The organism is Pseudomonas sp. B21-028, from assembly GCF_024749045.1.
Taxonomy (GTDB): domain Bacteria; phylum Pseudomonadota; class Gammaproteobacteria; order Pseudomonadales; family Pseudomonadaceae; genus Aquipseudomonas.
On record NZ_CP087184.1, the window covers coordinates 5,019,964 to 5,045,660 of the forward strand.

Below are 25,697 nucleotides of genomic sequence, written 5' to 3' on the forward strand. Positions count from 1 at the left end.
GAAACACTACCTTTACCCTACGAAAAACCCAGAATAGTCCCCCATTGACGCCGTATCTCCTCGTTATCTACTCTTTGTCGCAGGTGCCTAAGAAACGCCCAACGTAGTAGCTAATCGCCGAACAGAATCGCGTACTGTCACAGGACTTACGCATTCTGTGCAGAGCACTAGCTTGTTGGGATTTTTCTTACATCCTCTACGTCGGGCTCACGCCGCTAACTTCATACGTAGAGGTCGTTATGCTCACAAAGAATCCATTCTGTTCTCCGCATACCTCGGAGATCGATCATGCCTGAAGCCTACATTCCGTCGGTGTTCACCCGCCAAAGCCGACACCTTCACGCCCTCCTCCTGGAAAACCAACCTTGGTTCTGCGCTCGTGACCTTGGGCGATTGATGGGTGTGCATCTGAATGACCGCATGGTCAGCAAACTGGACGAGGACCAGCGACACGTCCTATTAATCCGTTACCACGGACAGCCTGAAAAACGGCTGATGCTCAGCGAATCGGGTGTCTATGCCCTGCTGGTTTACCACTACACACCGGGGAATCGCTTGTTGCGGGAGTGGCTGACGCATCAGGTGGTGCCGGCACTGCGAGACGCGCAGGCATCGAGCAATACCGAGCGGCCGATGCTGAGTGTTTTGGACTGGCCGGAGATGTCCATGAGTTTGCTGCATTGGCAAAACGACGGTTGGATTCGGCTTCGAGATATGCCCTGTCTGTTATTGAATCGGACGCGAGGTCGGGCGGTGTCGGCAAAGCCATGGTGGCGTAGGTTGCTTGAGGTGTTTCACGTGTCTGGGCATTCGGTTTCCTAGGAGCATTCCGAGCGAAGGTTCAGTTTGTTCTGTAGGAGTTTTCGTAGACAGGGGTAATGGCCAGTCAGTATCGTCCGAGGGTTTTCAACCCTCGGCGGCTGTATGGACACATCAACTGAAAAAAGTGGCTGGAGCGATGACGAGCTTGAGGCGTCGGTCGATGCGTACTTGATGATGCTCGCCCGCGAGTTAAGCGGTCAGACATTCAAGAAGTCGGTTGAGAACCAGCTTTTACGTGATGGACCGCTGAGCAAGCGCAGTGCCTCATCGGTGGAATACCGCATGCAAAATATCTCGGCGGTGTTGGAACAGATGGGTTTGCGGCGCATCAGCGGCTACATGCCTGCCAAGAACATCGGGGCGGGTGTGGCTCAACGGATCCGCAAGGTGCTCGCCAATAAGGTAATACCTGGCGCCGATGAAGTTGCTCCGACATCTGATCAGCGAACTTTGATCAGCCGAGCCTCGAAGCTTCAAAAAAACGGACTCAAGGTCGAGCCATCAGGGAATCCAAATCCGCCGCAGGTCAGCACGACTACGACGGCCTACGTTCGGGATCCGAAGGTTCGGGCGTGGGTTGCTGAGTTGGCGAAAGGTGTCTGCGAAGGTTGCGGCCAGAAGGCACCCTTCGAGGTGGATGGACTACCGTTTCTTGAAGTACATCATGTGAAGCATTTGGCGCAGCAAGGGTCGGACAGTATTACCAATGCCGTTGCGTTGTGTCCGAACTGCCATCGGCGGTGTCATCTTGCCAGTGATCGAGAGGCGTTTACTCTGTCGTTGTATGAGAGGGTTGGGCGGCTGATCGTTGAATGACGACTTTAGTTAAAGCAAGGCTGCTTCGCAGCCCAGCGGGATCAAGCTCCCTCGCCACGGGCGATTGGGGCAAGACTTCAGTCCAACTTCTACTGGAGATTTAATGACTAACGAGTTTAAAAGTGAGGCTTTCGAGTCGATCCACAGCTCGGCTGAAGCACTGCTGAAAATCGGCGCTATCGACGAGACCATAATGGGCGAGTTCGACGACGCCTGCATTGGTGAGAAGCCTGTTGAAATCCCGCCTGTTCAGATTGAATAAATCTGGCTAGGAGATGAGGAAAGGGCCTTACTCATCCGGTGGGCCTTTGTCGCCATCCTTGGCCACCCAATTGGCTCGCAGAGCAGCCGTTCTGCGGAGCCCAACCCGCCTACTTGCGCCGAGGTTTAGCCCCACGAATCGGCGCGGTAGCGGCAGGCTTGTGCGGGGCAGGCGGCGCATAAATGGTTTGGAGCGCTGCGGTCAGTCCCAGGCGAAGACCGAATTTCCGTAAGATGGAGTCGATGGTGCTGAGGGTCGGATTGCCCTTGTCCTTCAGAGATTTACCGTCATGTGAATAATCCGATTGGTTGGGGACCGCTTCGCAGCCCAGCGGGGATAAATCCCCTCGCCACAGGATTGTGTGCGGGTTTGAAATGTCGAGTGCCCCTCACAACCGCGCCGAAACCACCCGTACCCCGTACTGCGGGATTATCCCATCGGCAGTGACTAACTCCAGACCCTCTGCCTGAGCCTGAGCAATCAACATCCGATCAAATGGATCGCGATGAATCTCCGGCAACTTGCCCGCTTGCTGTCCATGGAACAGCGAAATCGGCAGCTTGGTAAAGCCCTCATCCTCAACCAGCGCCTCAAGATCCTCTGGAGCCTCGAGCATTCCTTTAGCCTGCTTGATGGATATCTCCCAAATCGAGGCGGCGCTTACCAATACCTGATTACGTGGTTCCACCATCATCTGTCGAGCATCTGCGCCTAATGCAGGATCGTCGGACAGCCACCAAAGCAACGCATGGGTATCCAACAACAAGCGCCTCATAGACTGCCCTCGAATCCATCGATGATATCCTCAGGGGTCTTGTCAAAATCTGTGGAGATCCGAATTTTCCCTTTCAACCGTCCAGGCTTGCGAGCCCGAGGAGTATCGACATGAGGTAGGAGATCCAGATAAGGCTTGCCAGCCTTGGCGATCACCACCTTGTCGCCACGCCATACACGCTCAGCCAATTGAGAGAGCTGAGACTTTGCTTCGTGCATATTGACTTGCACCACATCACTCATAAAACACCTCCATAATTTAGCTAAGCTAGGCTAAGTCAGAGATGAGCGATAGACAAGGGTGTGAACTGACCGTCTATCAAAATTGCGTCTCAGGCCTCCACTATTGACTGCCTGACCGGTGAATAGCTGCGATTCTGTAACGCATTGAAAACATTCAGTGCAACCCGCCCCACCACCCGCTATTAATACCCTCCCCCTCAAGGACCCGAGCCCTCATGAAATTCGACCTCGCCTACTGCCGCAGCCTCGACGACAAGTTGTCGATCTATGACGTGCGCGATTTGAATTTTGACGAGACGGTGGACTTCGATTCTGCGAAGGAGCATTTCCAGTGCCCCAACGATGCCTGTCGGATGGCATTCGATGCGGCGAATATGCTGGGGACGTTCAACGCCAAGAATGTGAATTACGTGCGCACGCCGCACTTCAAGAACATCCCCAGCACGCGGCATGTCGAGGGTTGTCCTTATTCCAGTTTGAAAACCCCGACAATCGGTCTGGAGACGGACGCGTCGGAAGCGGATGACGGTCGGGAGGAACACTTTCCTTCGGAGCTGTTACTGACCCGGCGCGAGTATGTGCGCAAGCCGTCCAGCCCGGCGGTGGCGGCGGACGTGATGCGCGATGAGCGAGCGCCTTCAGCCGCCAATCTTGTCGAGCGCCAGAGCCGTGATTCAGCGCCGGACAAGACCAGTGTCTTTGCCCACCCGGTGGAATGTTTTGTGTCGAATTTCGCGGACAAGGACCTGCTCAAGCGCATGCCGCTGAAGATTGGCGAGCACACGGCGCCCTACGCATCGTTCTTCAAGAAGATCGAATACCTGCTGGACAACAAGGGGCTGATCTACTGGGGCAAGATCAAGAAGATCGAGGATTATCACAGCGCCAGTTTTCGCGTCGACTTCGAGCAAAAGGTCTGGGTCAAGTTACCGGGCGAGGCGAAGAAGCGGCCCTATTCGGTCAACGTTTACCTGAGCAAGAAGTTGATCGATCAGTACCGCAAGCGCAAGGCGTTTCTGGAGGAGATCAAGCATGCCGCCGAGAGCGAGCGGGATCTGTACTGCTTCTTCTATGGCGTGACGCCGGAGCTGAAACAGGTGCCGAGCAAGAAAAACCCCGAACAGACGTTCGGGGTGTTCAGTACTCAGATTGAGAATCTGGACCACTTCATCATTCGTGAAGCGCCGGGGTTGGCCAATAACTAGTCTCGTCTTGCGCTGACAGCAACCCTACAGGTGTTAGCGGTTTTCTTCTCATGGTGCATCTTGGGCAAGTTGCTGTTCAAACGCCCACATTTCCCGTTTCACTTCCATGCGTCGTTCACGGGCGTTATGGAGGCTGGGCTCATCCAGTCCACCATAACGCCGCAACCAATGAATAATCATTTCCTCGTCTGGAAAGTAATAGTCCTTGTGCCCCTTGCTGCCTCTCGGGGTGTTGTTCATATCACCATCAAAGCGGCCTGCGGAGAACTCATCAGAAGGCAATGTTCCCCACTCGGCGGCGCAATCCTCTAAAACCCAGGAGATTTCATTGATGTGCTTTTGCGCACCGCGATGGCCGCGCTTGTAAAAAACGTACTCTCTACAACTTTCCTGGAAGCGGTCCATCATTGGTTCGTCATCGACCCAGCGCAAAAGGTCATGCTGCCCGGCGTGGCGCATCAAGCCGTTAATCCAGCGCTCTGAAAACCGATGAATAAAACCTTCCACATCAGCTTTTTTGGCGTCAGCGAAGATCATGCAATAACGAGTATGTACATGGATGACGAACAACACGTGCTTGCGTTGCACAGTGATGGCATGGACGAGCCACTGCTCGGCGAATTCAACCACCTCATCATCCTCGATGACGGGTGACGGTGGCTTCCCCACGGGAGTGATTTTCTTGCCTTTGTGTACGCGGCTAAAGAAGTTGCAAGCCGCTTCGGTGCAGTTGAAGATCAACATTCAGGTGCTCTACTTGAAAAAGACTATGCGTCTGTGACCCATTCGATTTCATAGGGCTGACGAACAGCGTCGGAAATCCCTTCTCGTAACTCGTCGCTCAGAACCATCAGCTCCTGATCGCTCAGCAGGTCATAGGCGACCATCAGCCTCAAAGATAGGGAAACTTCTCTGCGTCGACGTCCGTTGAAGGCCATCGCCAGGTCCTTGTCTCGACTGCGTATGAGGCCATACAGCGTTGCGTATCGAGCGTGGGCCGATAAAGTTTCGTTCTGAGCGATCGTCTGGGCATCAGCAAGAACCCCTTGGCAGAAGCGGTCCAATGCTAGCTCGTAAAGCTCATTGTAATTTTTCCAGTCACTGTCGGAAATCGACATACCACCCTCCTTCGCTAGGCACCAGGGTACACCGAGCGCTTGGCTAGGGCAGGCCATTGGTCACCCATCAAAAAATGAGATTGATCCGGTTGCAAAACAACTGTACAAAAACACAGTATTTTTGAATCCACTGCTTTGGAGAATCCCATGGCCTCTCTCGCAATCAAAACCACCCTGGAACGCATCGCTGTCTATCAATTCACCCCAGCCCATAGCGCACAGGCCCGAGCCATGCTGGGCTGGAGCGTCGAGGAACTATCCCGGCAGTCCGGGGTTTCGGTCAAGGCTATCCGACGCTTCGAAGCGGGAGGCGAGTTGCTCGATGTGACACGCCTGGCGCTCGCATTCTGCCTTGAAGCCGAAGGCCTGGTGTTCTTCCCCGGCTTTGCACCGGGGCGAGGCATGAACATCAAAGGCGCCACCCCGGATCCGGCGGGGCGGCCCGACTACGCGATGATCGAATAGCGGGATCGTTGCATCAGGTATCAGGCCGCGCCAGCGGGGTTCTGATAGGCCGAGGCCTCCACATCCAGCCACCAGGCACGGCCGCGATGCGGATGGGTCAGGGTGAAGGCTTCGCCCATTTGCGGCGTGGTGATGGGCACGTTGCGCTCCCAGGCCAGGGCCAGGATGCGGTCAAAGGGTTCAAACCAGGCATGCATCGCCAGGTCGAACGTGCCATTGTGAATCGGCAGCAGCCAACGGCCCCTGAGGTCGATATGAGCCTGGAGGGTCTGCTCCGGCTGCATGTGAACATGGGGCCAATCGACGTTATAGGCACCGGTTTCCATCAGTGTCAGGTCGAAGGGGCCGTATCGCTCGCCGATGCGCTTGAAACCGTCGAAATAACCGGTGTCGCCGCTGAAGAAGATCCGCGTTCCACCATCGAGCATCACCCATGACGCCCATAGCGTGCTGTTGCCATCGAACAGACCGCGACCGGAAAAATGCTGCGACGGCGTGGCAATGAACTCGATGCCGTCCACTTCGGTGCCTTGCCACCAATCCAGCTGACGTACCTTGCTGGCCTCGATGCCCCATTTGACCAGGGTGTCACCCACGCCAAGGGGCGTCAGGAAGTACCGGGTCCTGGCGGCAAGCTTGAGGATGGCCTGGTGGTCGAGGTGGTCATAATGATCATGGGAAAGGATCACCGCCTCGATTGGCGGCAGATCCTCCAGGCTGATGGGCGGCTGGTGGAAACGCTTGGGGCCGGCCCATTGCACAGGCGATGCACGGTCGGAGAAAACCGGGTCGGTGATCCAGAATTTGTCTCGCAGCTTGAGCAGAACCGTGGAATGGCCGAGACGGAACACACTCTGGTTCGGTGCTGCCAGCAGCTCGGCGCGTGTCAGCGGTTGAACGGTGATGGCGCCCGCCGGACGGGTGGTGCGCGGCTTGTGAAGGAGCATGTTCCAGATGATGCGCAGCATCTGGCCGAACCCTTCTCGCGGGGTATGGGCGTGATTGCGATACTTCCCTTGTTCGTGGCGGGAAGCAGGGCTGGCAGCCGTGCTGTCGGTCGAGGAAGCAGGAATGCTCATGGTGCGATTACTCCAAGGGCGTCGCCGAAAGTGCGCGGCGCCGTTGCGGGGATAGGATGGCTGCGACGTCTACGCTCAACCATGCACACTGAATCTACACCGCTCGGTGTAGTTTCTAGATTGCATGAATCCCGGGAGCAAGTAAACTACCAAGTGTAATTCCAATCTCCTCAATCGACGAATGCCCATGACCGTACCGCAACGCCTCACCGAACGAAAACGCGCAGCCATTCTCCAGGCCGCGATTGCCGAGTTTCGCAGCAGCGGTTTCGAGATCACCAGCATGGACAGGATCGCGGCGACCGCCGGTGTGTCGAAGCGTACGGTGTATAACCACTTTCCCAGCAAGGAAGAGCTGTTCGCTGAAATCCTGAATCGGCTATGGGACAGCATCACCGCTGAGCAGGAGATGGCCTACAACCCGTTGGAGCCTTTGCGTGAACAATTGCGTCGGTTGCTGCAAGCCAAGCTGCAGCTGCTGTCGGAGGAGAACTTCCTCGATCTGGCGCGTATCGCCATCGCCGCAACCATACATTCTCCCGAGCGTGCCCAGGACATGGTGTCGCGCATGGGCCAGCGTGAAGAAGGCCTCACCACCTGGATTCGCCAAGCCCAGGTCGATGGCCGGCTAAAGCCCGTGGAACCGGCATTTGCTGCCCAGCAAATGCACGGGTTGATCAAGACGTTCGCCTTCTGGCCACAGATTTCCATGGGGCAGCCGAGCCTGACCCTGGATGAACAAGTGCAGGTGATCGAGTCGGCTCTCGACATGTTCCTCGTTCGCTACGAGGCTTGAGTTCCCACCATCGCGAGTCGCGACATGGGAGTTACTGCCCCGGGGGCGTGTTCACAAATTTCTGGTGCCTACCCAGACCGCACGATCAGGGTTTGCGCGCCGAGGAACATCGGCGTGCCGAAAAAACGCGCGAACGCCTCCGCCCCGCAACGCAACGCGATCATTCCCGAAGGTGGGTCCCAGGTGCGCGTGAGGGCGATGAAAACGCAAGTGGTCAACGGGCGCTGCGGGAGCGGGTTGGTAAGGGTTCGCCATCGTGATGTTCTCCGCCTGGGCTGGTGCTGAAGGCACTATAACCGTGGCGATCACCTTCTACTCTCCACTCGTGAAACATCAGCGCTGCCGCAAGCTGCGCCCCAACTCGTCGAACAGTGTCACCACCGAACGCAAGGCGCGGCAGTCTGGCCGTGTCAGCAGCCAAAGCGCCGTGTCATATCCCTCCAGCGGTTCGCCGAAGGGAATCAGGCCCTGGCCTTCACCGATCAGAAAGTCTGGCAACGCGGCAACGCCCAAGCCGGCCCGCGCCAACTCGGCGACTGAGAGCATGCTGTTGCAGCGATAGGCAGGCATCACGCCGGGTAGGTGTTGTCGCCGCCACGCCACGGTGGGGTGATCGGGGAGGAAGTCATCCGGCGCGATCCAGGTCAGGGATGCCAAGTCATCCAGATTCGCACCAGGCAGATAGGTCGGACTTCCGCAGACCCGGTAAACGACATCGCCCAGGTGCCGCCCCACCAGATGTTCCGGCGGCGTGCGGGTCAGGCGCAAGGCAATGTCGGCATCGCGACGACTCAGGTTGGCAAAATCGTTCGAGGTGCTCAATTCGAGGGTCAATGCCGGATAGGCCGGCATGAACCGCGCCAGTGCGGGCAGCAGCAACGCTTGCAGGACCGAGTCGGTGCAGGTCAGGCGCACGGTGCCAGTGACCACCTCACCGCCCTGCTCCACACCGATACGTGCCGCCTCCAGGGCCTGCTCGGCGCGCTCGGCCTGTTCGGACAGCGTCTGGGCCAGGCTCGTGGGCAAATATCCGGCACGGCTTTTTTCGAACAAGGGTTGGCCCAGGGCCGCCTCGAGCCGGCGTACCGAGCGGAACACCGTAGACACATCCACATCCAGCAACCGCGCCGCCCGAGCCAGCGAGCCGCCACGGACCAGCGCCAGGATCAAAGAGAGATCGGGATACTCCAGACGATATTGCGTCGCTGCATTGAACACTTGGATAAACGCCAATATTGAGTGCGTGGCCGCCAATCTATAGTGGCGGCCAGGAATCAACAAGCGGCGAGCCTTCCATGGAAATCCAGCGTCCTTTGCACATCGCCCTGATCGGCGACCACGATCCGCAAATAACGGCCCATCGGGCCATTCCCATTGCACTTGATCTCGTCAGCAGGCAAACCGGCCATGGCATCAGCTTTCAATGGTTGGCGACCGATCTGATCGCCGGAGATACCCCTCTGGACGACTTCGACGGCATCTGGTGCGTACCCGGCAGCCCCTACCGAAACGAAAACGGCGCCTTGCACGCCATTCGCTTTGCCCGCGAACAGCGTCGTCCGTTCCTGGGCACCTGCGGTGGGTTTCAGCACGCCGTGCTGGAATACGCGCGCCACGTGATGGGCTGGACCGATGCGGCCCACGGCGAAACCTCCCCCGAGGCAGAACGGGCGCTATTGACGCCGCTGAGCTGTGCCTTGATCGAAACCATCGACAGTCTTCAGCTTGATGCACAGTCGTTGATTGCCGAGGCCTATGGCCGCCAGACAGTGTTCGAAGGTTATCAGTGTCGCTTTGGAGTCAATCCAGCGTTTGAGCGGGATTTGCTGAGCGACCGTTTGCGGGCCGTGGCCCGGGATTCGGCCGGCGAGCTGCGAGCGGTGGAACTGCGGGATCATCCGTTCTTTGTCGCGACCCTGTTCCAACCTGAACGCGCAGCGCTGGAAGATCGCGTGCCGCCATTGGTCAAGGCCTTTGTCGAAGCGTGTGCGAAGGAGCTGCCATGAGCAGTCAGTATTACGCCGTGATTTTCACCTCCCTGCGCACCGAAGGAGATCAGGGTTACGCCGAAGCTGCCGAGCGTATGGTGGCGCTGGCGAGAGAGCAGCCAGGATTCCTCGGCATCGAATCGGCCCGGGGTGAAGAAGGCCTTGGCATTACCGTATCGTACTGGAGCAGCGAAGCGGCGATCCTGGCCTGGAAGCAACATCCCGAACACAGCGCAATCCGCGAGCGTGGCCGTTCTACCTGGTATGCCCATTGCCATACCAGGGTGTGCAAGGTCGAAAGGGATTACGCGTTCCAACGCCAGTCCTGACATCCACCAAAAACCCTGTGGGAGCGAGCCTGCTCGCGATAGCGGTGGATCAGTTTGCATCCACCTTGAATGTGCCGACGCCATCGCGAGCAGGCTCGCTCCCACACTTTGTTCAGCGTCGCGCACCCGAATCATGCCCACCACAAATCCCCTGTGGAGCGAGCCTGCTCGCGATAGCGGTGGGTCTGCCTGCATCCATGCCGACTGTGCCGACGCCATCGCGAGCAGGCTCGCTCCCATAGGATTTGCGGCAAGGAATCAGCCCTCGACCAACTGCCGTATCGCGACGATTTCCGGCAGGTCGCTGCGTGCCATGTATACCCGCAAAGGTTCGGTTAGGTTGATGCGATCGTCGATGTTCTGCTCCAGCAGCAACTGGATCCGCTCGCGCTTGAGGGTCATGGTGCCGTCCGTGACAGCTACCCAGACGAACTCGCAGGTGGGGATGATGCCGTCGTCGGCCACGTCCATGCCGAAGGCGTCTTCGCCCAAGCGCACGATGTACTGGCCGGTCTTGCGGTTCAGGCCGACAAAGCCCTTGAGTTGGTCGGCGGCCTGGCAGATGAAGGTTGAAGTGGTACGCATGGTAAACCTCATGGATGCGTCCCGCAGGACGTCTGATCGATGGTTTACACGCAGGGCAAGCGAACGGTTTCAGGTTTCCCTCTGCCGGGGAAACTGCTGCGGCCAAGGGTACTGCAAACCTGCCTGCAAAGGCGTGGGAAAAATCTGTTTCCCACAGGTTTATGTCGGTCTGGCGATAGCGCTCAGAGCGTTCAGTTGTTAAAAGATAGGTTTGCCCAACGACGAAAGGATCTCGAGCATGCCCGTCACCTTTACCCGTAGCGCGTTGATGTTGAGCCTGGTGCTCGGCTTCGGTCAGACACAGGCCGCCGAGGCGCCGAACCCCAAGGCCTTGGCCACCCGCCAAGGGATCCCCCACCCGGCGGTGATCGCCCACCGTGGTGCTTCGTTCGATGCACCGGAATCCACCGCAGCCTCCTACAAGCTGGCCCGCGACCTCGGCGCCGATTACCTGGAGCTGGACCTGCAACGCAGCAAGGACGGCGTGCTGTTCGTCCTGCACGATGACAGCCTGCTGCGCACCACGGACGTCGCGACCAAGTTTCCCGAGCGCAAGGACAGCAGCGCCAACGCATTCACCATGGCCGAGCTCAAGACCCTCGATGCCGGCAGCTGGTTCAACACCGCCTACCCGGACCGTGCGCGCCCTGGGTTCGCGGGGCTGAAGATCCTGACCCTCGATGAAGTCATCAACATCGCCGAGAGTAATCCGCAGCACAAACCGGGGCTGTACATCGAAACCAAGGAGCCGACACTGTTCCCCGGCATCGAACGCGACCTGAAGAATAAACTGCAGGACCGCGGCTGGCTGAGTCCGGCCGGGTCCAAGTTGGCCAAGAGCGCTACCGGTGTAGGCCAGGGCAAGGGCAAGGTGGTCTTGCAGACCTTCGAAAAGAACAGTCTCGAACTGCTGCACAAGGAAATGCCGAAGGTACCGAAGGTGCTGTTGTTGTGGGTGGGCGAAGGCAACATCGAGCCCAAGTCCAAGGTGACATTTGCCGACTCCGGTGAAACCGACAAGGCAGCCTACTATGCCAAGCAGCAACCCAAGGACCGCGCCGAGTTCGAAAAATGGGTCCAGTACGCCAAGGCCCAGGGCGCCATCGGCACCGGACCGTCCGCCGCGCTGACCCACGGCGGCAGCCAGAGTTATGCAGACCTGGTGCAGCCATGGATGAACCAGTACACCCACGACCAGGGTTTGCTGGTGCATGTCTACACTGTGGATGAGCCGGTGGACTTCAAGAAAGTGATGGATGCCGGCGTGGATGGCATTTTCACCAACCGGGCCAGTGAACTGCTCAAGTATTTCAAGCGCCCCGAAACTGGCAGTGTGACGCAGTTGCTGGAAAAGAACGGTTATTGATCAAGTGTGGGAGCAAAGCTTGCTCGCGACGAACGATAATGCGGTTGTACTTAAACCGCACTGCCCACATCGCGAGCAAGCTTTGCTCCCACAGGCATTCACAGTTCTTGCCCCAACAAACCTTACTTCAGCAGTCCCGCGCAAAGGTTTTTTCGAATTAAGGGTGAATTAAGTTGCCACGGTTAATCTGATCCCACTTAAACGACACACCCAAGGAAAGACCTTATGAAAACTTTGACTGCCCTGTTCACTGCCGCTGCCCTGACCCTTACTGCCGGCCTGGCCCAAGCGGATGATGATGTTCGGCCTGACCAGGTTCCTCAACTGGTCAAAGAAGGCAAGATCAAATCGATGGCAGAACTGAAGCAAATAGTCGAGAAACTGCACCCAGGAGCGACCGTCGGCACCCCTGATCTGGAGAAGCGCTTCAACGGTTACGAATATGAAGTTGAAGTGCGTTACCCCGATGGCAGAGAGTTTGACATTGAGCTCGACGCCACCACTGGCAAAGTACTTGAAAACAAAGAAGACCATTGATTAAAAAATAGCCGCGCAACCCTCAGGTTGCGCGGCTTTTTATTGTGCTTATAAAAACGCTTCCGCATCACGCTACTTTCACAAAACCATCAAACATCCTTGATCTGGCCCATGCCGCCTGCGAGCGCTGGATGAGAGACGTCAAGGAGCGGCGCAGATCCACCGAGGAATGCGCCCTGATCATCAACGACCTCACCGCGCTGGGCGAACGAATCAAGCTGTTGCAGGAAGAGCTCGCCCCCAAACTCACCGTACAGACCACCAGACAATCCCATCTGTCGGTACGGCAGAATTTAAAAGTCTTTTTGTCATCTCTCCTGCGGTATCCTGCTTGGGCTTTATGAAAGCGAGGATCTACCAGATCTACCAACAGACTTTGCGAGGAGCGCGATATGCACGAGATTCCTAATCTCCCCTTCCCAAGCCTGCACGACACTGAGCAGACGACCACGCTACAGGCCGGAGGGCAACCAGACGCCCGGCAACCCGAGCCCAAAGAAGCCACTGAACGCCATCAGGCCGACAGCGAAGACTGATCCATCAGCAGCACCAGACCGTGTGGAAAGCGCTAAGATGCGCTTTCCACACTGCCTGAATCCCGAGCCCGTACCATGACCGATGACACCTCCTCCTTCAGCGAAGCCCAGGCCAGTGTGCTGATCGGCACTACTGAAAAAATGGTCGAGATCTGGACGCGCCTTTCACCAGAGAAACAAGCCACGCTGCTGGCCCGTTTCGGCACCGAGGAAAACGCCCTCGCCGCGTTGGTCACCACACACCTGGTCGCCGGGCAAAACGACGGCTGACAGGCAAATAGTTTTACCTTTCTACGCTTCCCCCCACGCGCGCCGTTATCATAAGCAGCCTATCTATCCTGCTGCTCCGTGGACCTTTTCCCATGTCAGATTCCCAGCGCCCCCTGGCGGTCACGCTGCAAGTCGTTTCCATCGTCCTCTTCACCTTCATCGGCTATTTGAATATCGGCATTCCCCTGGCCGTGCTGCCCGGGTTCGTCCATGGCGAGTTGGGTTTTGGCGCGGTGATCGCCGGGCTGGTGATCAGCGTCCAGTACCTGGCCACCCTTCTTAGCCGCCCTTACGCAGGCAAGATCATCGACAACCTGGGCAGCAAGCGCGCCGTCATCGTCGGCCTCGCCGGGTGCGGGTTGAGCGGCGTGTTCATGCTGGCATCCGCCTGGACCCATGACCTGCCAACCTTGAGCCTGACCAGCCTGCTGATCGGTCGCCTGGTGCTGGGCAGCGCGGAAAGCCTGGTGGGCTCGGGCTCGATTGGCTGGGGCATCGGCCGGGTCGGCGCCGCGAATACCGCTAAGGTGATTTCCTGGAACGGCATCGCCAGCTATGGCGCGCTGGCGATAGGCGCGCCGCTGGGGGTGTGGCTGGTCAAATCCCTGGGGCTGTGGAGCATGGGCGTCAGCATCATCCTGCTGGCCGTGCTGGGGGTGGCACTGGCCTGGCCAAAAACCGCGGCGCCCATCGTCGTCGGCGAACGCCTGCCATTCATACATGTGCTAGGCCGCGTCCTGCCCCATGGCAGCGGCCTGGCCCTGGGCTCCATCGGCTTCGGCACCATCGCCACCTTCATTACGCTGTACTACGCGACCCGGAATTGGGACAACGCGGTGCTGTGCCTGAGCCTGTTCGGTGCCTGCTTCATCGGCGCGCGCCTGGTGTTCGGCAATCTGATCAATCGCCTGGGGGGCTTTCGGGTGGCGATTGCCTGCCTGTCGGTGGAAACCCTTGGCTTGTTGCTTTTATGGCTGGCACCGGATGCGCAGTGGGCACTGGCGGGCGCAGCGTTGAGTGGCTTCGGTTTTTCGCTGGTATTTCCGGCGCTGGGTGTCGAGGCCGTCAACCTGGTACCGGCCTCCAGCCGTGGGGCGGCGGTGGGCGCCTACTCGTTGTTCATTGATCTGTCGCTGGGGATCACCGGACCATTGGCCGGCGCGATTGCGGCGGGGTTTGGCTTTGCCTCAATCTTCCTGTTCGCGGCATTGGCAGCGCTCGGTGGCCTGGCGTTGAGCATCTACCTGTACCGGCAAGCGCCGAGGTATCGCGAGGAACGGGACAAAAGCTAGTGGCCTGTACGGTTGATTCGAGTACTCGAATTAATTGTACAGGCCACTAGAAGTCCACCTTGCCCCGCCCGGCCTTGATCGAGCCGCGCTTGCTCTTGGACTCCAGGCGACGCGTCTTCGAACCCAGGGTCGGCTTGGTCGGGCGGCGCTTCTTCTCGACCTTGGTGGCGCTGAGGATCAGCTCGGCCAGACGCTCCAGCGCATCGGCCCGGTTCTGTTCCTGTGTCCGGTATTGCTGAGCCTTGATGATCAACACGCCGTCGCTGGTGATGCGACTGTCACGCAGGGCCAGCAGCCGCTCCTTGTAGAACTCGGGCAGTGACGACGCAGGGATGTCGAAGCGCAGGTGCATGGCGCTGGAGACCTTGTTCACGTTCTGCCCCCCGGCGCCTTGGGCGCGGATGGCCGTCAGCTCGATCTCGGCATCGGGAATGTGCACGTTGTTGGAAATCGCCAGCATGGAAAGCGTCCGGTATCAGGCCCCACAGAATACCCCGAATCCCAGGAACAACGCTCAACCCCTGTGGGAGCGAGCCTGCTCGCGATTGCGGTGTGCCAGCCACCATTGACGCTTCTGACCCGACGCCATCGCGAGCAGGCTCGCTCCCACAGGGGGTGAATCAGAAAAAACAAACCCGGCACTCGGCCGGGTTTGGGTATCTCAAGGACGCCTACTTGGCAGCCGCCAAGGTCAATTCATGCTTGGCACTGCGCTTGTTCTTGATCACGTAGCACACCCACATGAACACCAGCCACACCGGAATCGCATACACCGAAACCTGGATGCCGGGAATCATCAGCATCACACCCAGGATGAATACCACGAACGCCAGGCAGATGTAGTTGCCGTAGGGGTACCACAGCGACTTGAACAGCGGAACCTGGCGAGTCTGGTTCATGTGCTGGCGAAATTTGAAATGCGAGTAGCTGATCATCGCCCAGTTGATCACCAGGGTCGCGACCACCAGCGACATCAGCAGCTCCAACGCATGTTGCGGGATCAGGTAGTTCAGCAATACCGCCACCAGCGTCACCGCCGCCGAGGCGAGGATCGAACGCACCGGCACGCCACGCTTGTCGATCCGGGCCAGGGCCTTGGGCGCATCGCCCTGCTCGGCCATACCCAGCAGCATGCGGCTGTTGCAGTAGGTGCCGCTGTTGTACACCGACAGCGCGGCGGTCAGCACCACGAAATTGAGGATGTGCGCCGCCGTGTTGCTGCCCAGCATCGAGAACACCTGCACGAACGGGCTGCCGCTGTAGGCATCGCCGGAGGCATTGAGCGTGGCCAGCAGGCTGTCCCACGGGGTCAGGGACAACAGCACCACCAGGGCACCGATGTAGAAAATCAGGATCCGGTAGATCACTTGGTTGATGGCTTTGGGAATCACGGTTTTCGGCTTGTCGGCCTCGGCGGCGGTGAAGCCGAGCATTTCCAGGCCACCGAAGGAGAACATGATGATTGCCATCGCCATCACCAGGCCGCTCACGCCGTTGGGGAAGAACCCACCGTGGGACCACAGGTTGGTCAACGAAGCTTGTGGACCACCGTGGCCACTGACCAGCAGGTAGCTGCCCAAGGCAATCATGCCGACAATCGCCACGACCTTGATGATCGCAAACCAGAACTCGGCTTCACCGAAGACCTTGACGTTGGCCAGGTTGATGGCATTGATCAGGATGAAAAACGCCGCCGCCGAGGCCCAGCTCGGAATATCCGGTGCCCAGTAATGGATGTACTTGCCCACGGCGGTCAGCTCGGACATGCCCACCAGGATATACAGAATCCAGCAATTCCAACCCGACAGGAACCCGGCGAAACCGCCCCAGTACTTGTGGGCAAAATGGCTGAAAGAACCGGCCACCGGCTCTTCGACGATCATTTCGCCCAACTGGCGCATGATCATGAAGGCGATGAAGCCGCAGATGGCGTAACCCAGAATCATCGACGGGCCGGCTGATTTCAGCACTCCCGCCGAGCCCAGGAAAAGGCCGGTACCGATCGCGCCGCCGAGGGCGATCAATTGAATATGTCGATTTTTCAGGCCGCGCTTAAGCTCGCCTGTATTTACACCGGTCATGCGTCACCTGTTTGTTTTTATCTGTGACGAAATCGAACCCGACACGCTTGTGACGTGGCGGAATGAGCAAGGCGGATAACCTTGAAGATGCGTGGGTACGCGAAGGGTCACAGTAAAACGCGGCGCATTGTACACCGCCGACCCTTGGCCACCAGACACCCTGACAAGGCATGAGGCGCATCTGACCCTCCCGACGGATTGGAAACAAGCCGGCCAACACCCGCTGACACGCCGCATGAAGGGTCTGCTGGAAGCTTTTTCTTACATCCACAGGGAAGGGAATTTCAAACCGGGCGCGCGCACGCTTTTTGTCAGCATTCCTTTACGATGCGTAACGAAATTTTTCCAAGTAGGAATTTTCTGTAAGCCGTCTGCAAATTGACGGTAGGAAGCTTCCTAAGCAATAAATCCTGCAGGTAGCTGTTTTTTATAAGCAAAAAACCTCGCAAAAAATAGAACAAAAAGTTCATCTCAAAAAAATGAAATTATTTTTTGCATTCCAAAAACCCGTCGACTAGGTTTTAGCGACTTGCCCAGGCGTCGTGCCGGCAAGCCTTGCGGGGCCTGATGCGGTCAGCTTCCACTCACCGGATTACCCGCAACTTTCCGTAAAAGTCATCTAGGAGATTCACTATGCAAACACTGGACAAAGACTTGGAAACCGAACTGCAACTGGACGAATGGTTTGAAGCGCCAACCCATGAAGCCGCCGTTGAAATGATGCAAGCCGACGCCGTCGTTCCGTTCGGCACGGCGATGTGGCCTCTGTAAGCGCAACCCGGCGGAGTTGATCCGGCCGGTCGGCTCCGCCACTTTCTAGCAGGTTGTCCGGGACGCTCATTCATCAGGGAAGAAAACAAGTATGGACACTCAACGAGCCATCTCACATTTCCTTTACTACCTCGAACACCACCCCGCCCTGGTCGGCATCCAGCCCGCCAAGGTACTGCTCGGCCACACCGCCGACTACGAAGCACTGACCGGTGCCATTGCCGAACAAGCCGGCAACGCCTCACCCTTCCGATTCAGTGCCATGCGCCTGGATCTTGAACCCACCGAGCGCCTGTCCAAGGCCATTGCCGACAGCGATCTGTACATTTTCTTCTACGACTCTTCCACTTTGCCCAACCCACGGCCTGACGGTCCGGACTTCGTCCGCGCCCTGCAAGGCGTGATGGCGGACAACTGGAAGAAATCGCTGTTGTTCAAGGACTACGGCGAATATTTCTACGACACCTTCAGCGTCATCCCGCAACGTATCGCCGGGCTCAACAGTCATCTCATCCGGCGCATGTCACAGGCAAGCACGCTGAGCTTCCAGGACGAGCATGGCTCGTACTTCGACACGGCCCTGGACAGTGTCAAGAAGTGGACCGACATCAACGGCCTCGGCAACTACGACCTGGCCCCCGGTGAAATCGCCACCCACAGCGACACCATCAATGGCCGGGTGAGTTTCGTCGGCACATTCCTGAGCACCATCCCGTTCGCCCGCAAATATGGCGTGCTGCAGTCGCCGCTGGAGCTGTGGATCGAGGACTCCACCATCCAGAAAATCGCCACCGAGGTGCCGGGCCTGGAACACGACTTCAACCGCTACCTGGACGCCAATCCGTCCAACCGGCGCATCGAGGAGTTGGGCATCGGCACCAACGAAGGGGTCAAGAGCCTGTATGCCCGCAATGCCGGGTTCGAGGAGCGCCATTGCGGCCTGCACCTGGGGCTCGGTGGCGGCGCCAAGGGCAGCCATCACCTGGATCTGATTTTCGAGAGCGGTGTGCTGGCGCTGGATAATGAGCCGATGTTTGATGGGCGGTTTGTGCTTTAGCCTTCTGGGGGACTGATGGTGGAGCTACTGGCCCTTCGCGAGCAGGCTCGCTCCCACACTTGATCTCCAGCGTATGGAAAACTGGTGTTCGCCACTGTCCCTTGTGGGAGCGAGCCTGCTCGCGATGGCGGTCTCAGCTACACCTCATCACTAAAGCCAGACCAAAAAAAAACGCCAACCCTACGGTTGGCGTTTTTTCTTGCCGCTTGCAGCTAGAAACTCAAAGCTGCCTCACTCCGGCTTGCGACGCCCAAACCCAGGACGCTGCCCCGAGCCCGCCGGCGCGCCACGACGCTTGCCCGACGGCGCATCACGATCCACCAAAGTGATGGCCGGGCGCTTCTTCGAGGTCGGCTTGGCCGGGCGCTTGACGTCGGCCGGGCGTTCAGCCACCGGCGTACCGCGACCTTCGCCACGCTCGGTCCGGCCATTGGCCGGGCGCGGCGTGCGTGGGCCACGTTCGCCATCCTGACGAGGCCCCGGCTTGCGGGCCGGACGTTCGCCTTCGATCTGCGGCTCGCGGGGAGCACGTGGGCCAGGCGTAGCGCCCTCAGCCGCCGGACGCAAGGTCCGCACGCGCTCGGTCTTGCCCATCGGGCGCGAGGATTTACGCTGCATCCGCTCCAGCTTGTCCTTGCTCTTGGCGGTCATCTGCGGCATTGCCACAGGCGTGAGGCCGACCTCGGCCGACAGGATGTCGACTTCCTTCTGACTCATTTCGCGCCAGCGGCCCATCGGCAAGTCGGAGTTGAGGAACACCGGGCCGAAACGCACGCGCTTCAGACGGCTGACCACCAGCCCCTGGGATTCCCACAGACGACGCACTTCACGGTTGCGACCTTCCATCACCACGCAGTGGTACCAGTGGTTGAAACCTTCACCACCGGGCGCCTGCTTGATGTCGGTGAAACGCGCCGGGCCGTCTTCCAGCACGACGCCGGCCTTCAGGCGCTCGATCATCTCGTCGTCGACTTCACCGCGTACACGCACGGCGTACTCGCGGTCCATCTCGTAGGACGGGTGCATCAGGCGGTTGGCCAGCTCACCGTCGGTGGTGAACATCAGCAAGCCGGTGGTGTTGATGTCGAGGCGGCCGATGTTGATCCAGCGACCTTCTTTCGGGCGCGGCATCTTGTCGAACACGGTCGGACGGCCTTCCGGGTCGTCACGGGTGCAGATCTCGCCGTCGGGTTTGTTGTACATGATCACGCGGCGCACCGTTTCGGCGGCCTCTTCGCGCTTGATCACCTTGCCATCGATGGTGATGGCGTCGTGCATGTCGACGCGCAGGCCCAAGGTGGCATCTTTGCCGTTGACCTTGATCCGGCCCTGGGTGATCCAGGCTTCCACGTCGCGGCGCGAGCCGACGCCGATGCGGGCGAGGACTTTCTGCAGTTTCTCGCCTGCGGGGCCGATTTCGTGGCTGTCGTTCTGGTCTTGGTCTTTCATGCTGGGCACCTCCCGGTGTGGTCTTGAAAAGGGTCGTTCGGCGCAAGGTTCGCCAAAGGGTCGCGAATCATACGCCCGTTGAGGCGTTTGCGCATCAGAGACTAGTTGATCGATGGGTGTTCAGTGGGTTTTCCGCCGATCGGTGGTCTACCGTCGCAGCATTCCCCTGTAGGAGCGAGCCTGCTCGCGATGGCGGCAGCATGCCCAACATTGATGCAAGATTAACGACCGCTATCGCGAGCAGGCTCGCTCCCACAGGGGGATTGCGATATCAGCTGGATCAATCCTCAAACTGGCGACGTTCGTTTTCAATCGCTTCAGCCAGCGCCCGGGCTTCGGCTTCTTCGTCGCTCAGCTCAGCTTCAGGCTCGGCTGTGTGTGGCTCAAGGGCTGCCACGGCGGCCAGCAGTTTTTCCCGGGCTTCGGCAACCCCAAGCACGTCCTCTTCGGGCTCAGGCTCGGCCGCGGGTTCAACTTCGTGGTCAAGCGTCTCGCCCTCAGGTTCCGAACCGTCACGCAGCAAGTCGTCGAAATCGGTCTTGAGCCCCTCCTCCATGGTGTCCAGCTCCAGCAGCAACGAATGGAAACTGGTTTCTTCCTTCGGCTCCTCCGGCTCGGCACTGGCATCGGCCAGGTCTTGCAACCCCTGGGGTACCGGGGCGTCGTCGAACTCAAGCATCGGCTCGGGCTCCAACTCTCGCAATTCGGCCAACGGTGGCAGGTCATCGAGGTTTTTCAGGTTGAAATGGTCGAGGAAGGCCTTGGTGGTGGCGAACATCGCCGGTTTGCCTGGCACGTCGCGGTAGCCGACCACCCGGATCCACTCACGCTCAAGCAACGTCTTGACGATGTGGCTGTTGACCGCCACGCCCCGCACGTCCTCGATCTCGCCACGGGTGATCGGTTGGCGGTAGGCGATCAAGGCCATGGTTTCGAGCATGGCGCGGGAATAGCGCTGGGGCCGCTCTTCCCACAGGCGTCCGACCCAAGGCGCGAATTTCTCGCGGATCTGCAAGCGATAACCGGAAGCCACTTCCTTGAGTTCGAAGGCCCGCCCCTCGCAGGATTTGCCCAGCAGGGTCAGGGCTTTCTTGAACACGGCCGGCTCCGGCCGCTCGCCTTCTTCGAAAAGCTCGAACAGGCGCTCCATCGATTGCGGCTTTCCCGAGGCCAACAAAAAAGCTTCAAGCAACGGGGCCAGCTCGCGGGGTTCAGTCAGATTCATTGATTTGCTCGTTATTCGGCTCGTGCCCGCACGTGGATCGCTGCGAACGGCTCATTCTGCACCAGCTCGACCAAGGATTCCTTGACCAGTTCCAGAATCGCCATAAAGGTGACGACCACCCCCAACCGACCTTCCTCGGCGGTGAACAGCTCGACGAAGGGCACGAAAGCGCCGCCCTTGAGCCGTTCCAGCACGTCGCTCATGCGTTCGCGGGTGGACAGCGCTTCGCGGCTGACCTGGTGGCTTTCGAACATGTCGCCCCTTCGCAGGACCTCAGCCATGGACATCAGCAACTCTTCCAGGCTCACGTCCGGCAACAACTTGCGTGCTCGCGCCTCGGGAGCATCGAGCTTGGGCACCACCACATCGCGCCCGACCCGACTCAAGCCGTCGATGCCTTCGGCGGCGCCCTTGAAGCGCTCGTACTCCTGCAAACGGCGGATCAGTTCGGCACGGGGATCGTCTTCCTCCGCTTCGACCTCGGCCGAGCGCGGCAACAGCATCCGTGACTTGATCTCGGCCAGCATGGCCGCCATCACCAGGTATTCGGCCGCCAGCTCAAGGCGCACCGACTGCATCAGCTCGACATAGCCCATGTACTGGCGGGTGATTTCCGCCACGGGAATGTCGAGAATGTTGATGTTCTGCTTGCGGATCAGGTACAGCAGCAGGTCGAGCGGGCCCTCGAAAGCTTCGAGGAACACCTCCAGGGCGTCCGGCGGAATGTACAGGTCCAGGGGCATTTCGGTGACCGCCTGGCCATAGACCATGGCGAACGGCAGTTCCTGCTGGGCGCCGGCCTGGCTGTCTACGCTGTCCACCACGGCTTCCACGGCGGACATTCAGGCCTCGACCAGGAATGGTGCCGGATCGCCGCAACCGACGCGCACCACCTGCGGCTCGCCGTCGGCCAGGTTGATTACAGTGGAAGCCTTCATGCCGCCGTAACCGCCGTCGATGATCAGGTCGACCTGATGTTCGAGCATTTGACGCATTTCGTAGGGATCGGTCAGGGGATCGGTTTCACCGGGCATGATCAGCGTCACGCTCATCAACGGCTCACCCAGTTCCGCCAACAGCGCCAGGGCAATCGGGTGGCTCGGTACCCGCAGGCCGATGGTGCGTTTCTTCGGGTGCAGCAACAGTCGCGGCACTTCGCGGGTGGCGTTGAGAATAAAGGTGTAGGGGCCCGGCAAATGGGCCTTGAGCAGCCGGAAGGTGCCGGTATCGATCTTGGCGAACAGGCCCAGTTGCGACAGGTCACTGCAGATCAGCGCGAAGTTGTGCTTGTCGTCCAGCTGACGCAGGCGCCTGACCCGTTCCACGGCATTCTTATCGCCGATCTGGCAGCCGATGGCATAAGAGGAATCGGTGGGATAGACCACCACGCCACCACCACGAATGATTTCCACCGCCTGTTTGATCAGGCGCGCTTGCGGGTTTTCCGGATGAATCTGGAAAAATTGACTCACGTGTTCTACCTGTTCAGACGGCGTCGGTAACAAGATCATGTTTGAATCTACACCAAAGCGGTGGCAGATCTTCGGGTAACGGACGGTATTCGCCGATCTCGGACCAGCCTCCAGGGCCATGGAAATCACTGCCGGCGGTGACCAGCAGGCCGAACTCCCGGGCCAGAATCGCCAGGCTGCCGACCTGCTCGGCCGGCTGATGGCCATTGACCACCTCAATGGCGTGGCCCCCTGCTTGAATATAGTCGGCTATCAGGCGACGACGCTTGCTACGGGTGAAATCATAGTGCCAGGGATGCGCCAGGCTGACCCAGGCCCCGGCGGCCCGCAGGGTTTCAACCGTCTGTTCCAGGGTAGGCCAATGCTGCTTGACGTCCCCCAGCTTGCCGGCCCCCAGCCATTTGCGAAACGCTTCGGCGCGGTCCTTGACGAAACCTTCGCGCACCATCCAGTCGGCGAAGTGCGGCCGGGCCGGTGCATTTCCGCTGTCACCCAACTCCTGCTGGATCTGCCGGGCCCCCTCCAGCGCACCGGGCATGCCCTTGAGGGCCAGCTTGCGGCTGATCTCCTCGGCACGCAGCCAGCGGCCGTCGCGCAATTGGGCGATGGCCTGGACCAGTGGCGGCGCATCGACATCGAAACCGTAGCCCAGCACATGGATGGTCGCCCCGCCCCAGGTGCAGGACAATTCGACGCCGTTGATCAGTTGCATGCCCAACGCTGTCGCCGTAATACGGGCCTCATCGAGGCCTTCGAGAGTGTCGTGATCGGTCAGGGCCAGGACTCGCACGCCGTGCTCGAACGCCCGCGCTACCACAATCGCAGGCGCCAGGGCGCCATCGGAGGCCGTGCTATGGCAGTGCAAATCAACATTCACAGGGGGTTGTTACCTCAAATCAGCTGGCCCTATCGCGGCCAAGGATGTTTGTTATTATGCCGCCACATCCTGCTTCTGGCTGCCACTGTGAAACAATTCATCGACTTCATCCCGCTTCTGCTGTTTTTCATCACCTATAAACTTGACCCACGCACCGTCGACATTGCCGGTCAGTCCCTGACTGTAGGCGGTATCTACAGCGCCACCGCGGTGCTCATCATCAGTTCCCTGGTGGTCTACGGCGCGTTGTTCATCTCCCAGCGCAAGCTGGAAAAAAGCCAGTGGCTGACCCTGATCGCCTGCCTGGTGTTCGGCAGCCTGACCCTGGCCTTCCACAGCGATACCTTCCTCAAGTGGAAGGCGCCGGTGGTCAACTGGTTGTTCGCCCTGGCCTTTATCGGCAGTCATTTCATCGGCGACAGCCTGCTGATCAAGCGCATCATGGGCCATGCCGTCAGCTTGCCGGACGTGATCTGGACCCGCCTGAACATCGCCTGGATCGCCTTCTTCCTGTTCTGCGGCGGCGCCAACCTGTTCGTAGCGTTCACGTTCCAGGACTACTGGGTCGACTTCAAGGTCTTCGGCAGCCTGGGCATGACACTGCTGTTCCTGATCGGCCAGGGCATCTACCTGTCCCGTCATCTGCACGATGCCGACACCTCCACGCAAAAAACCGAGGACTGACATGCTCTACGCAATCATTGCCACCGACGTCGCCAACTCCCTGGAAAAACGCCTGGCCGCTCGCCCCGAGCACCTGGAGCGCCTGCAGCAACTCAAGGCCGAGGGCCGTGTCGTATTGGCCGGCCCGCACCCGGCGGTGGACAGCAACGACCCCGGCGCCGCGGGTTTCAGCGGTAGCCTGATCGTGGCCGAGTTCGAATCCCTCACCGCCGCGCAGGCCTGGGCCGAAGCCGATCCGTTCGTGACCGCTGGCGTCTACGCCAATGTCGTGGTCAAGCCGTTCAAGCAAGTCCTGCCGTAAATCCTCGAATGCGATGAGTCTGCGCGGCTCATCGCATTCAATTGCTCATTGTTCTCGTTCGCCTGCCGACAACCTGTCTAATCTGTCTAGTCTCGATTGGAATTCAGGAGTGGCGATGCGCAAAGGTCCGTTGTGCCTGTTATGGGTCATGTTGTCGATCGGGGCCCCCGCCCATGGCGAAGAAAGTACCGAAGGTAATCACTCGACGCCCTTGTCCCTGAGCGCGGGCGGCCAGATCACCGAGCTGCAGCAACGCTTGAAAGACAGCGAGCGGATGCGCGAAGAACTGACCCAACAATTGCAGAACTCCAACAGCGAACGCGAAACCGCACTGGTGAGCCGGTTGCGCCAGGAGAATCAGCGCCTGAAGCTGCAACTCAAGGAAGCCCAGTCAAGCACGCTGCCGCGCCTGTTGACCGATCAACAGCAGTGGTTCGTCATTGGCGCCGGGGTAGCGCTATTGGCCCTACTCTGCGGTATCTTTGCCAGCGGTGGACGTAGACAGCGTCGGCAATGGCTAAATTGAGTGATTCATGAGCGAGCTGTTACTGATTGATGATGACCAGGAGCTGTGTGAGCTCCTCGGCAGTTGGCTGGGTCAGGAAGGCTTCCAGGTCCGGGCCTGCCACGATGGCCAGAGTGCCCGCAAGGCGCTGGCCGAAACCGCTCCGGCGGCGGTGGTGCTGGATGTGATGCTGCCCGACGGCAGTGGCCTGGAGTTGCTCAAGCAACTGCGCACCGACCATCCGGAACTGCCGGTGGTGATGCTTTCGGCCCGCGGCGAACCGCTGGACCGCATCCTCGGCCTGGAACTGGGCGCCGACGATTACCTGGCCAAACCCTGCGACCCACGGGAACTGACCGCCCGCCTGCGCGCTGTGCTGCGCCGCAGTCATCCGACGGCGGTGTCCAGCCAGATCGAACTGGGCGACCTGACCTTCAGCCCGGTACGTGGCGTGGTCAGCATCGATGAACAGGAACAGACTCTCACCGTGTCCGAGAGCCGCCTGCTCGAAGCGCTGCTCAAGCAGCCGGGCGAGCCACTGGACAAGCAGGAACTGGCGCAGATCGCCCTGGGCCGCAAGCTGACCCTGTACGACCGCAGCCTCGACATGCACGTGAGCAACCTGCGCAAGAAAATCGGCCCCCATCCCGACGGCCGCCCGCGCATCGTGGCGTTGCGCAGCCGGGGTTATTACTACAGCCTCTAACACACTGTGGCGAGGGGATTTATCCCCGTTGGGGTGCGCAGCAGCCTCCTTAAGATCTATCTGATGTCACGCGGTGGCAAACAGAC

33 protein-coding genes and 1 pseudogene are annotated in these 25,697 nt (G+C 59.3%); 20 read left to right on the forward strand and 14 right to left on the reverse strand.

Annotated elements, in window-relative coordinates:
• Positions 1-288 precede the first annotated feature (288 nt).
• The 3 genes from LOY35_RS21600 (at position 289) to LOY35_RS21610 (ending at position 1,900) form a co-directional block, all read left to right on the forward strand.
• The gene (locus LOY35_RS21600) at positions 289-822 is read left to right on the forward strand and encodes a Bro-N domain-containing protein (protein ID WP_258626955.1); all 534 of its coding nucleotides are present in this window, start codon (positions 289-291) and stop codon (positions 820-822) included.
• A 102-nt stretch (positions 823-924) separates the two neighbouring features.
• Entirely contained in the window at positions 925-1,638 is a 714-nt protein-coding gene (locus LOY35_RS21605) for an HNH endonuclease (RefSeq protein ID WP_258626957.1), read from the forward strand.
• Positions 1,639-1,741: 103 nt separating this feature from the next.
• Entirely contained in the window at positions 1,742-1,900 is a 159-nt protein-coding gene (locus LOY35_RS21610; RefSeq protein ID WP_258626959.1) for a DNA-binding protein, read from the forward strand.
• 388 nt (positions 1,901-2,288) lie between these two features.
• On the opposite strand, the gene LOY35_RS21615 is transcribed toward LOY35_RS21610, so the two are convergent.
• Both LOY35_RS21615 and LOY35_RS21620 read right to left on the reverse strand, forming a co-directional pair.
• Positions 2,289-2,660, reverse strand: coding sequence for a type II toxin-antitoxin system VapC family toxin (locus LOY35_RS21615; protein WP_258626962.1), 372 nt, complete (start codon positions 2,658-2,660; stop codon positions 2,289-2,291).
• Positions 2,661-2,671: 11 nt separating this feature from the next.
• Entirely contained in the window at positions 2,672-2,917 is a 246-nt protein-coding gene (locus LOY35_RS21620) for a type II toxin-antitoxin system Phd/YefM family antitoxin (protein ID WP_258626965.1), read from the reverse strand.
• Positions 2,918-3,132: 215 nt separating this feature from the next.
• Between LOY35_RS21620 and LOY35_RS21625 the strand changes: the two genes are divergently transcribed.
• A complete protein-coding gene (locus LOY35_RS21625) occupies positions 3,133-4,122 on the forward strand; it encodes a hypothetical protein (RefSeq protein ID WP_258626967.1) in 990 nt (329 codons plus the stop codon).
• Between the two features lie 48 nt (positions 4,123-4,170).
• Here LOY35_RS21625 and LOY35_RS21630 read toward each other — a convergent pair whose 3' ends face one another.
• A complete protein-coding gene (locus LOY35_RS21630; protein ID WP_258626969.1) occupies positions 4,171-4,866 on the reverse strand; it encodes a DUF6933 domain-containing protein in 696 nt (231 codons plus the stop codon).
• A 23-nt stretch (positions 4,867-4,889) separates the two neighbouring features.
• The gene (locus tag LOY35_RS21635) at positions 4,890-5,240 is read right to left on the reverse strand and encodes a hypothetical protein (RefSeq protein ID WP_258626971.1); all 351 of its coding nucleotides are present in this window, start codon (positions 5,238-5,240) and stop codon (positions 4,890-4,892) included.
• A gap of 147 nt (positions 5,241-5,387) precedes the next feature.
• Between LOY35_RS21635 and LOY35_RS21640 the strand changes: the two genes are divergently transcribed.
• Positions 5,388-5,705: a helix-turn-helix transcriptional regulator gene (locus LOY35_RS21640; RefSeq protein WP_024779566.1), complete on the forward strand. Its 318-nt coding sequence runs from the start codon at positions 5,388-5,390 to the stop codon at positions 5,703-5,705.
• A 20-nt stretch (positions 5,706-5,725) separates the two neighbouring features.
• Here LOY35_RS21640 and LOY35_RS21645 read toward each other — a convergent pair whose 3' ends face one another.
• A complete protein-coding gene (locus tag LOY35_RS21645) occupies positions 5,726-6,784 on the reverse strand; it encodes an MBL fold metallo-hydrolase (RefSeq protein WP_258626979.1) in 1,059 nt (352 codons plus the stop codon).
• A gap of 187 nt (positions 6,785-6,971) precedes the next feature.
• On the opposite strand from LOY35_RS21645, the gene LOY35_RS21650 reads away from it, so the two are divergent.
• A complete protein-coding gene (locus LOY35_RS21650) occupies positions 6,972-7,580 on the forward strand; it encodes a TetR/AcrR family transcriptional regulator (protein WP_258626982.1) in 609 nt (202 codons plus the stop codon).
• Between the two features lie 333 nt (positions 7,581-7,913).
• Here the strand turns inward: LOY35_RS21650 and LOY35_RS21655 are convergent, their stop codons facing one another.
• Positions 7,914-8,861: a LysR family transcriptional regulator gene (locus tag LOY35_RS21655; RefSeq protein ID WP_258626990.1), complete on the reverse strand. Its 948-nt coding sequence runs from the start codon at positions 8,859-8,861 to the stop codon at positions 7,914-7,916.
• Between the two features lie 14 nt (positions 8,862-8,875).
• Between LOY35_RS21655 and LOY35_RS21660 the strand changes: the two genes are divergently transcribed.
• Entirely contained in the window at positions 8,876-9,586 is a 711-nt protein-coding gene (locus LOY35_RS21660) for a CTP synthase (protein WP_258626993.1), read from the forward strand.
• The gene (locus LOY35_RS21665; protein WP_258626997.1) at positions 9,583-9,897 is read left to right on the forward strand and encodes an antibiotic biosynthesis monooxygenase; all 315 of its coding nucleotides are present in this window, start codon (positions 9,583-9,585) and stop codon (positions 9,895-9,897) included. The genes LOY35_RS21660 and LOY35_RS21665 overlap by 4 nt, the downstream gene beginning before the upstream one ends.
• 258 nt (positions 9,898-10,155) lie before the next feature.
• Here the strand turns inward: LOY35_RS21665 and LOY35_RS21670 are convergent, their stop codons facing one another.
• Positions 10,156-10,482 carry a DUF2025 family protein gene (locus LOY35_RS21670; protein ID WP_258627000.1) on the reverse strand — a complete coding sequence of 109 codons (327 nt, stop codon included), beginning with the start codon at positions 10,480-10,482 and terminating at the stop codon, positions 10,156-10,158.
• A gap of 238 nt (positions 10,483-10,720) precedes the next feature.
• Here LOY35_RS21670 and LOY35_RS21675 point away from each other — a divergent pair, with 238 nt between their 5' ends.
• From LOY35_RS21675 to LOY35_RS21700, 6 genes and pseudogenes are all read left to right on the forward strand, one after another.
• Positions 10,721-11,848, forward strand: a complete 1,128-nt coding sequence (locus LOY35_RS21675) for a glycerophosphodiester phosphodiesterase (RefSeq protein ID WP_258627001.1) — start codon at positions 10,721-10,723, stop codon at positions 11,846-11,848.
• Positions 11,849-12,073: 225 nt separating this feature from the next.
• Positions 12,074-12,385 carry a PepSY domain-containing protein gene (locus tag LOY35_RS21680; protein WP_258627002.1) on the forward strand — a complete coding sequence of 104 codons (312 nt, stop codon included), beginning with the start codon at positions 12,074-12,076 and terminating at the stop codon, positions 12,383-12,385.
• Between the two features lie 83 nt (positions 12,386-12,468).
• A pseudogene (locus tag LOY35_RS21685) lies at positions 12,469-12,651 on the forward strand (magnesium transporter CorA); the annotation flags it as partial.
• Positions 12,652-12,777: 126 nt separating this feature from the next.
• Positions 12,778-12,921 carry a hypothetical protein gene (locus LOY35_RS21690; protein ID WP_167355718.1) on the forward strand — a complete coding sequence of 48 codons (144 nt, stop codon included), beginning with the start codon at positions 12,778-12,780 and terminating at the stop codon, positions 12,919-12,921.
• A gap of 75 nt (positions 12,922-12,996) precedes the next feature.
• Positions 12,997-13,191 (forward strand): hypothetical protein, encoded by a 195-nt coding sequence (locus tag LOY35_RS21695; RefSeq protein ID WP_258627003.1) that lies wholly within the window; start codon positions 12,997-12,999, stop codon positions 13,189-13,191.
• Positions 13,192-13,283: 92 nt separating this feature from the next.
• Positions 13,284-14,483 carry an MFS transporter gene (locus LOY35_RS21700; RefSeq protein ID WP_258627004.1) on the forward strand — a complete coding sequence of 400 codons (1,200 nt, stop codon included), beginning with the start codon at positions 13,284-13,286 and terminating at the stop codon, positions 14,481-14,483.
• A 46-nt stretch (positions 14,484-14,529) separates the two neighbouring features.
• Here the strand turns inward: LOY35_RS21700 and arfB are convergent, their stop codons facing one another.
• Together arfB and LOY35_RS21710 are read right to left on the reverse strand one after the other, a co-directional pair.
• Positions 14,530-14,943, reverse strand: a complete 414-nt coding sequence (gene arfB, locus LOY35_RS21705) for an alternative ribosome rescue aminoacyl-tRNA hydrolase ArfB (protein ID WP_258627005.1) — start codon at positions 14,941-14,943, stop codon at positions 14,530-14,532.
• Between the two features lie 211 nt (positions 14,944-15,154).
• Complete coding sequence (locus LOY35_RS21710) at positions 15,155-16,564, reverse strand: amino acid permease (RefSeq protein WP_258627006.1); 1,410 nt, start codon at positions 16,562-16,564, stop codon at positions 15,155-15,157.
• Positions 16,565-17,197: 633 nt separating this feature from the next.
• Between LOY35_RS21710 and LOY35_RS21715 the strand changes: the two genes are divergently transcribed.
• Together LOY35_RS21715 and LOY35_RS21720 are read left to right on the forward strand one after the other, a co-directional pair.
• The gene (locus LOY35_RS21715) at positions 17,198-17,335 is read left to right on the forward strand and encodes a hypothetical protein (RefSeq protein WP_042729498.1); all 138 of its coding nucleotides are present in this window, start codon (positions 17,198-17,200) and stop codon (positions 17,333-17,335) included.
• 91 nt (positions 17,336-17,426) lie between these two features.
• On the forward strand, positions 17,427-18,392 hold the full coding sequence (locus LOY35_RS21720; protein ID WP_258627007.1) for a leucyl aminopeptidase: 966 nt from the start codon (positions 17,427-17,429) through the stop codon (positions 18,390-18,392).
• Between the two features lie 231 nt (positions 18,393-18,623).
• On the opposite strand, the gene rluB is transcribed toward LOY35_RS21720, so the two are convergent.
• The 5 genes from rluB to LOY35_RS21745 all read right to left on the reverse strand — a co-directional run bounded on the left by rluB (position 18,624) and on the right by LOY35_RS21745 (position 23,415).
• A complete protein-coding gene (gene rluB, locus LOY35_RS21725) occupies positions 18,624-19,841 on the reverse strand; it encodes a 23S rRNA pseudouridine(2605) synthase RluB (protein ID WP_258627008.1) in 1,218 nt (405 codons plus the stop codon).
• Positions 19,842-20,121: 280 nt separating this feature from the next.
• On the reverse strand, positions 20,122-21,066 hold the full coding sequence (scpB, locus tag LOY35_RS21730; protein ID WP_258627009.1) for an SMC-Scp complex subunit ScpB: 945 nt from the start codon (positions 21,064-21,066) through the stop codon (positions 20,122-20,124).
• Positions 21,067-21,077: 11 nt separating this feature from the next.
• Positions 21,078-21,776 (reverse strand): ScpA family protein, encoded by a 699-nt coding sequence (locus LOY35_RS21735; RefSeq protein ID WP_258633706.1) that lies wholly within the window; start codon positions 21,774-21,776, stop codon positions 21,078-21,080.
• A 132-nt stretch (positions 21,777-21,908) separates the two neighbouring features.
• A complete protein-coding gene (locus tag LOY35_RS21740) occupies positions 21,909-22,538 on the reverse strand; it encodes an L-threonylcarbamoyladenylate synthase (protein ID WP_258627010.1) in 630 nt (209 codons plus the stop codon).
• Positions 22,539-22,551: 13 nt separating this feature from the next.
• Positions 22,552-23,415 (reverse strand): PHP domain-containing protein, encoded by an 864-nt coding sequence (locus LOY35_RS21745; protein ID WP_258627012.1) that lies wholly within the window; start codon positions 23,413-23,415, stop codon positions 22,552-22,554.
• An 87-nt stretch (positions 23,416-23,502) separates the two neighbouring features.
• On the opposite strand from LOY35_RS21745, the gene LOY35_RS21750 reads away from it, so the two are divergent.
• From LOY35_RS21750 to LOY35_RS21765, 4 genes are all read left to right on the forward strand, one after another.
• Entirely contained in the window at positions 23,503-24,099 is a 597-nt protein-coding gene (locus LOY35_RS21750; RefSeq protein WP_258627014.1) for a septation protein A, read from the forward strand.
• Position 24,100: 1 nt separating this feature from the next.
• Entirely contained in the window at positions 24,101-24,400 is a 300-nt protein-coding gene (locus tag LOY35_RS21755) for a YciI family protein (RefSeq protein WP_258627016.1), read from the forward strand.
• A 115-nt stretch (positions 24,401-24,515) separates the two neighbouring features.
• Positions 24,516-24,926 (forward strand): translation initiation factor 2, encoded by a 411-nt coding sequence (locus LOY35_RS21760; RefSeq protein ID WP_258627019.1) that lies wholly within the window; start codon positions 24,516-24,518, stop codon positions 24,924-24,926.
• Between the two features lie 7 nt (positions 24,927-24,933).
• Entirely contained in the window at positions 24,934-25,611 is a 678-nt protein-coding gene (locus LOY35_RS21765) for a response regulator transcription factor (RefSeq protein ID WP_024779541.1), read from the forward strand.
• Positions 25,612-25,697: the final 86 nt, after the last annotated feature.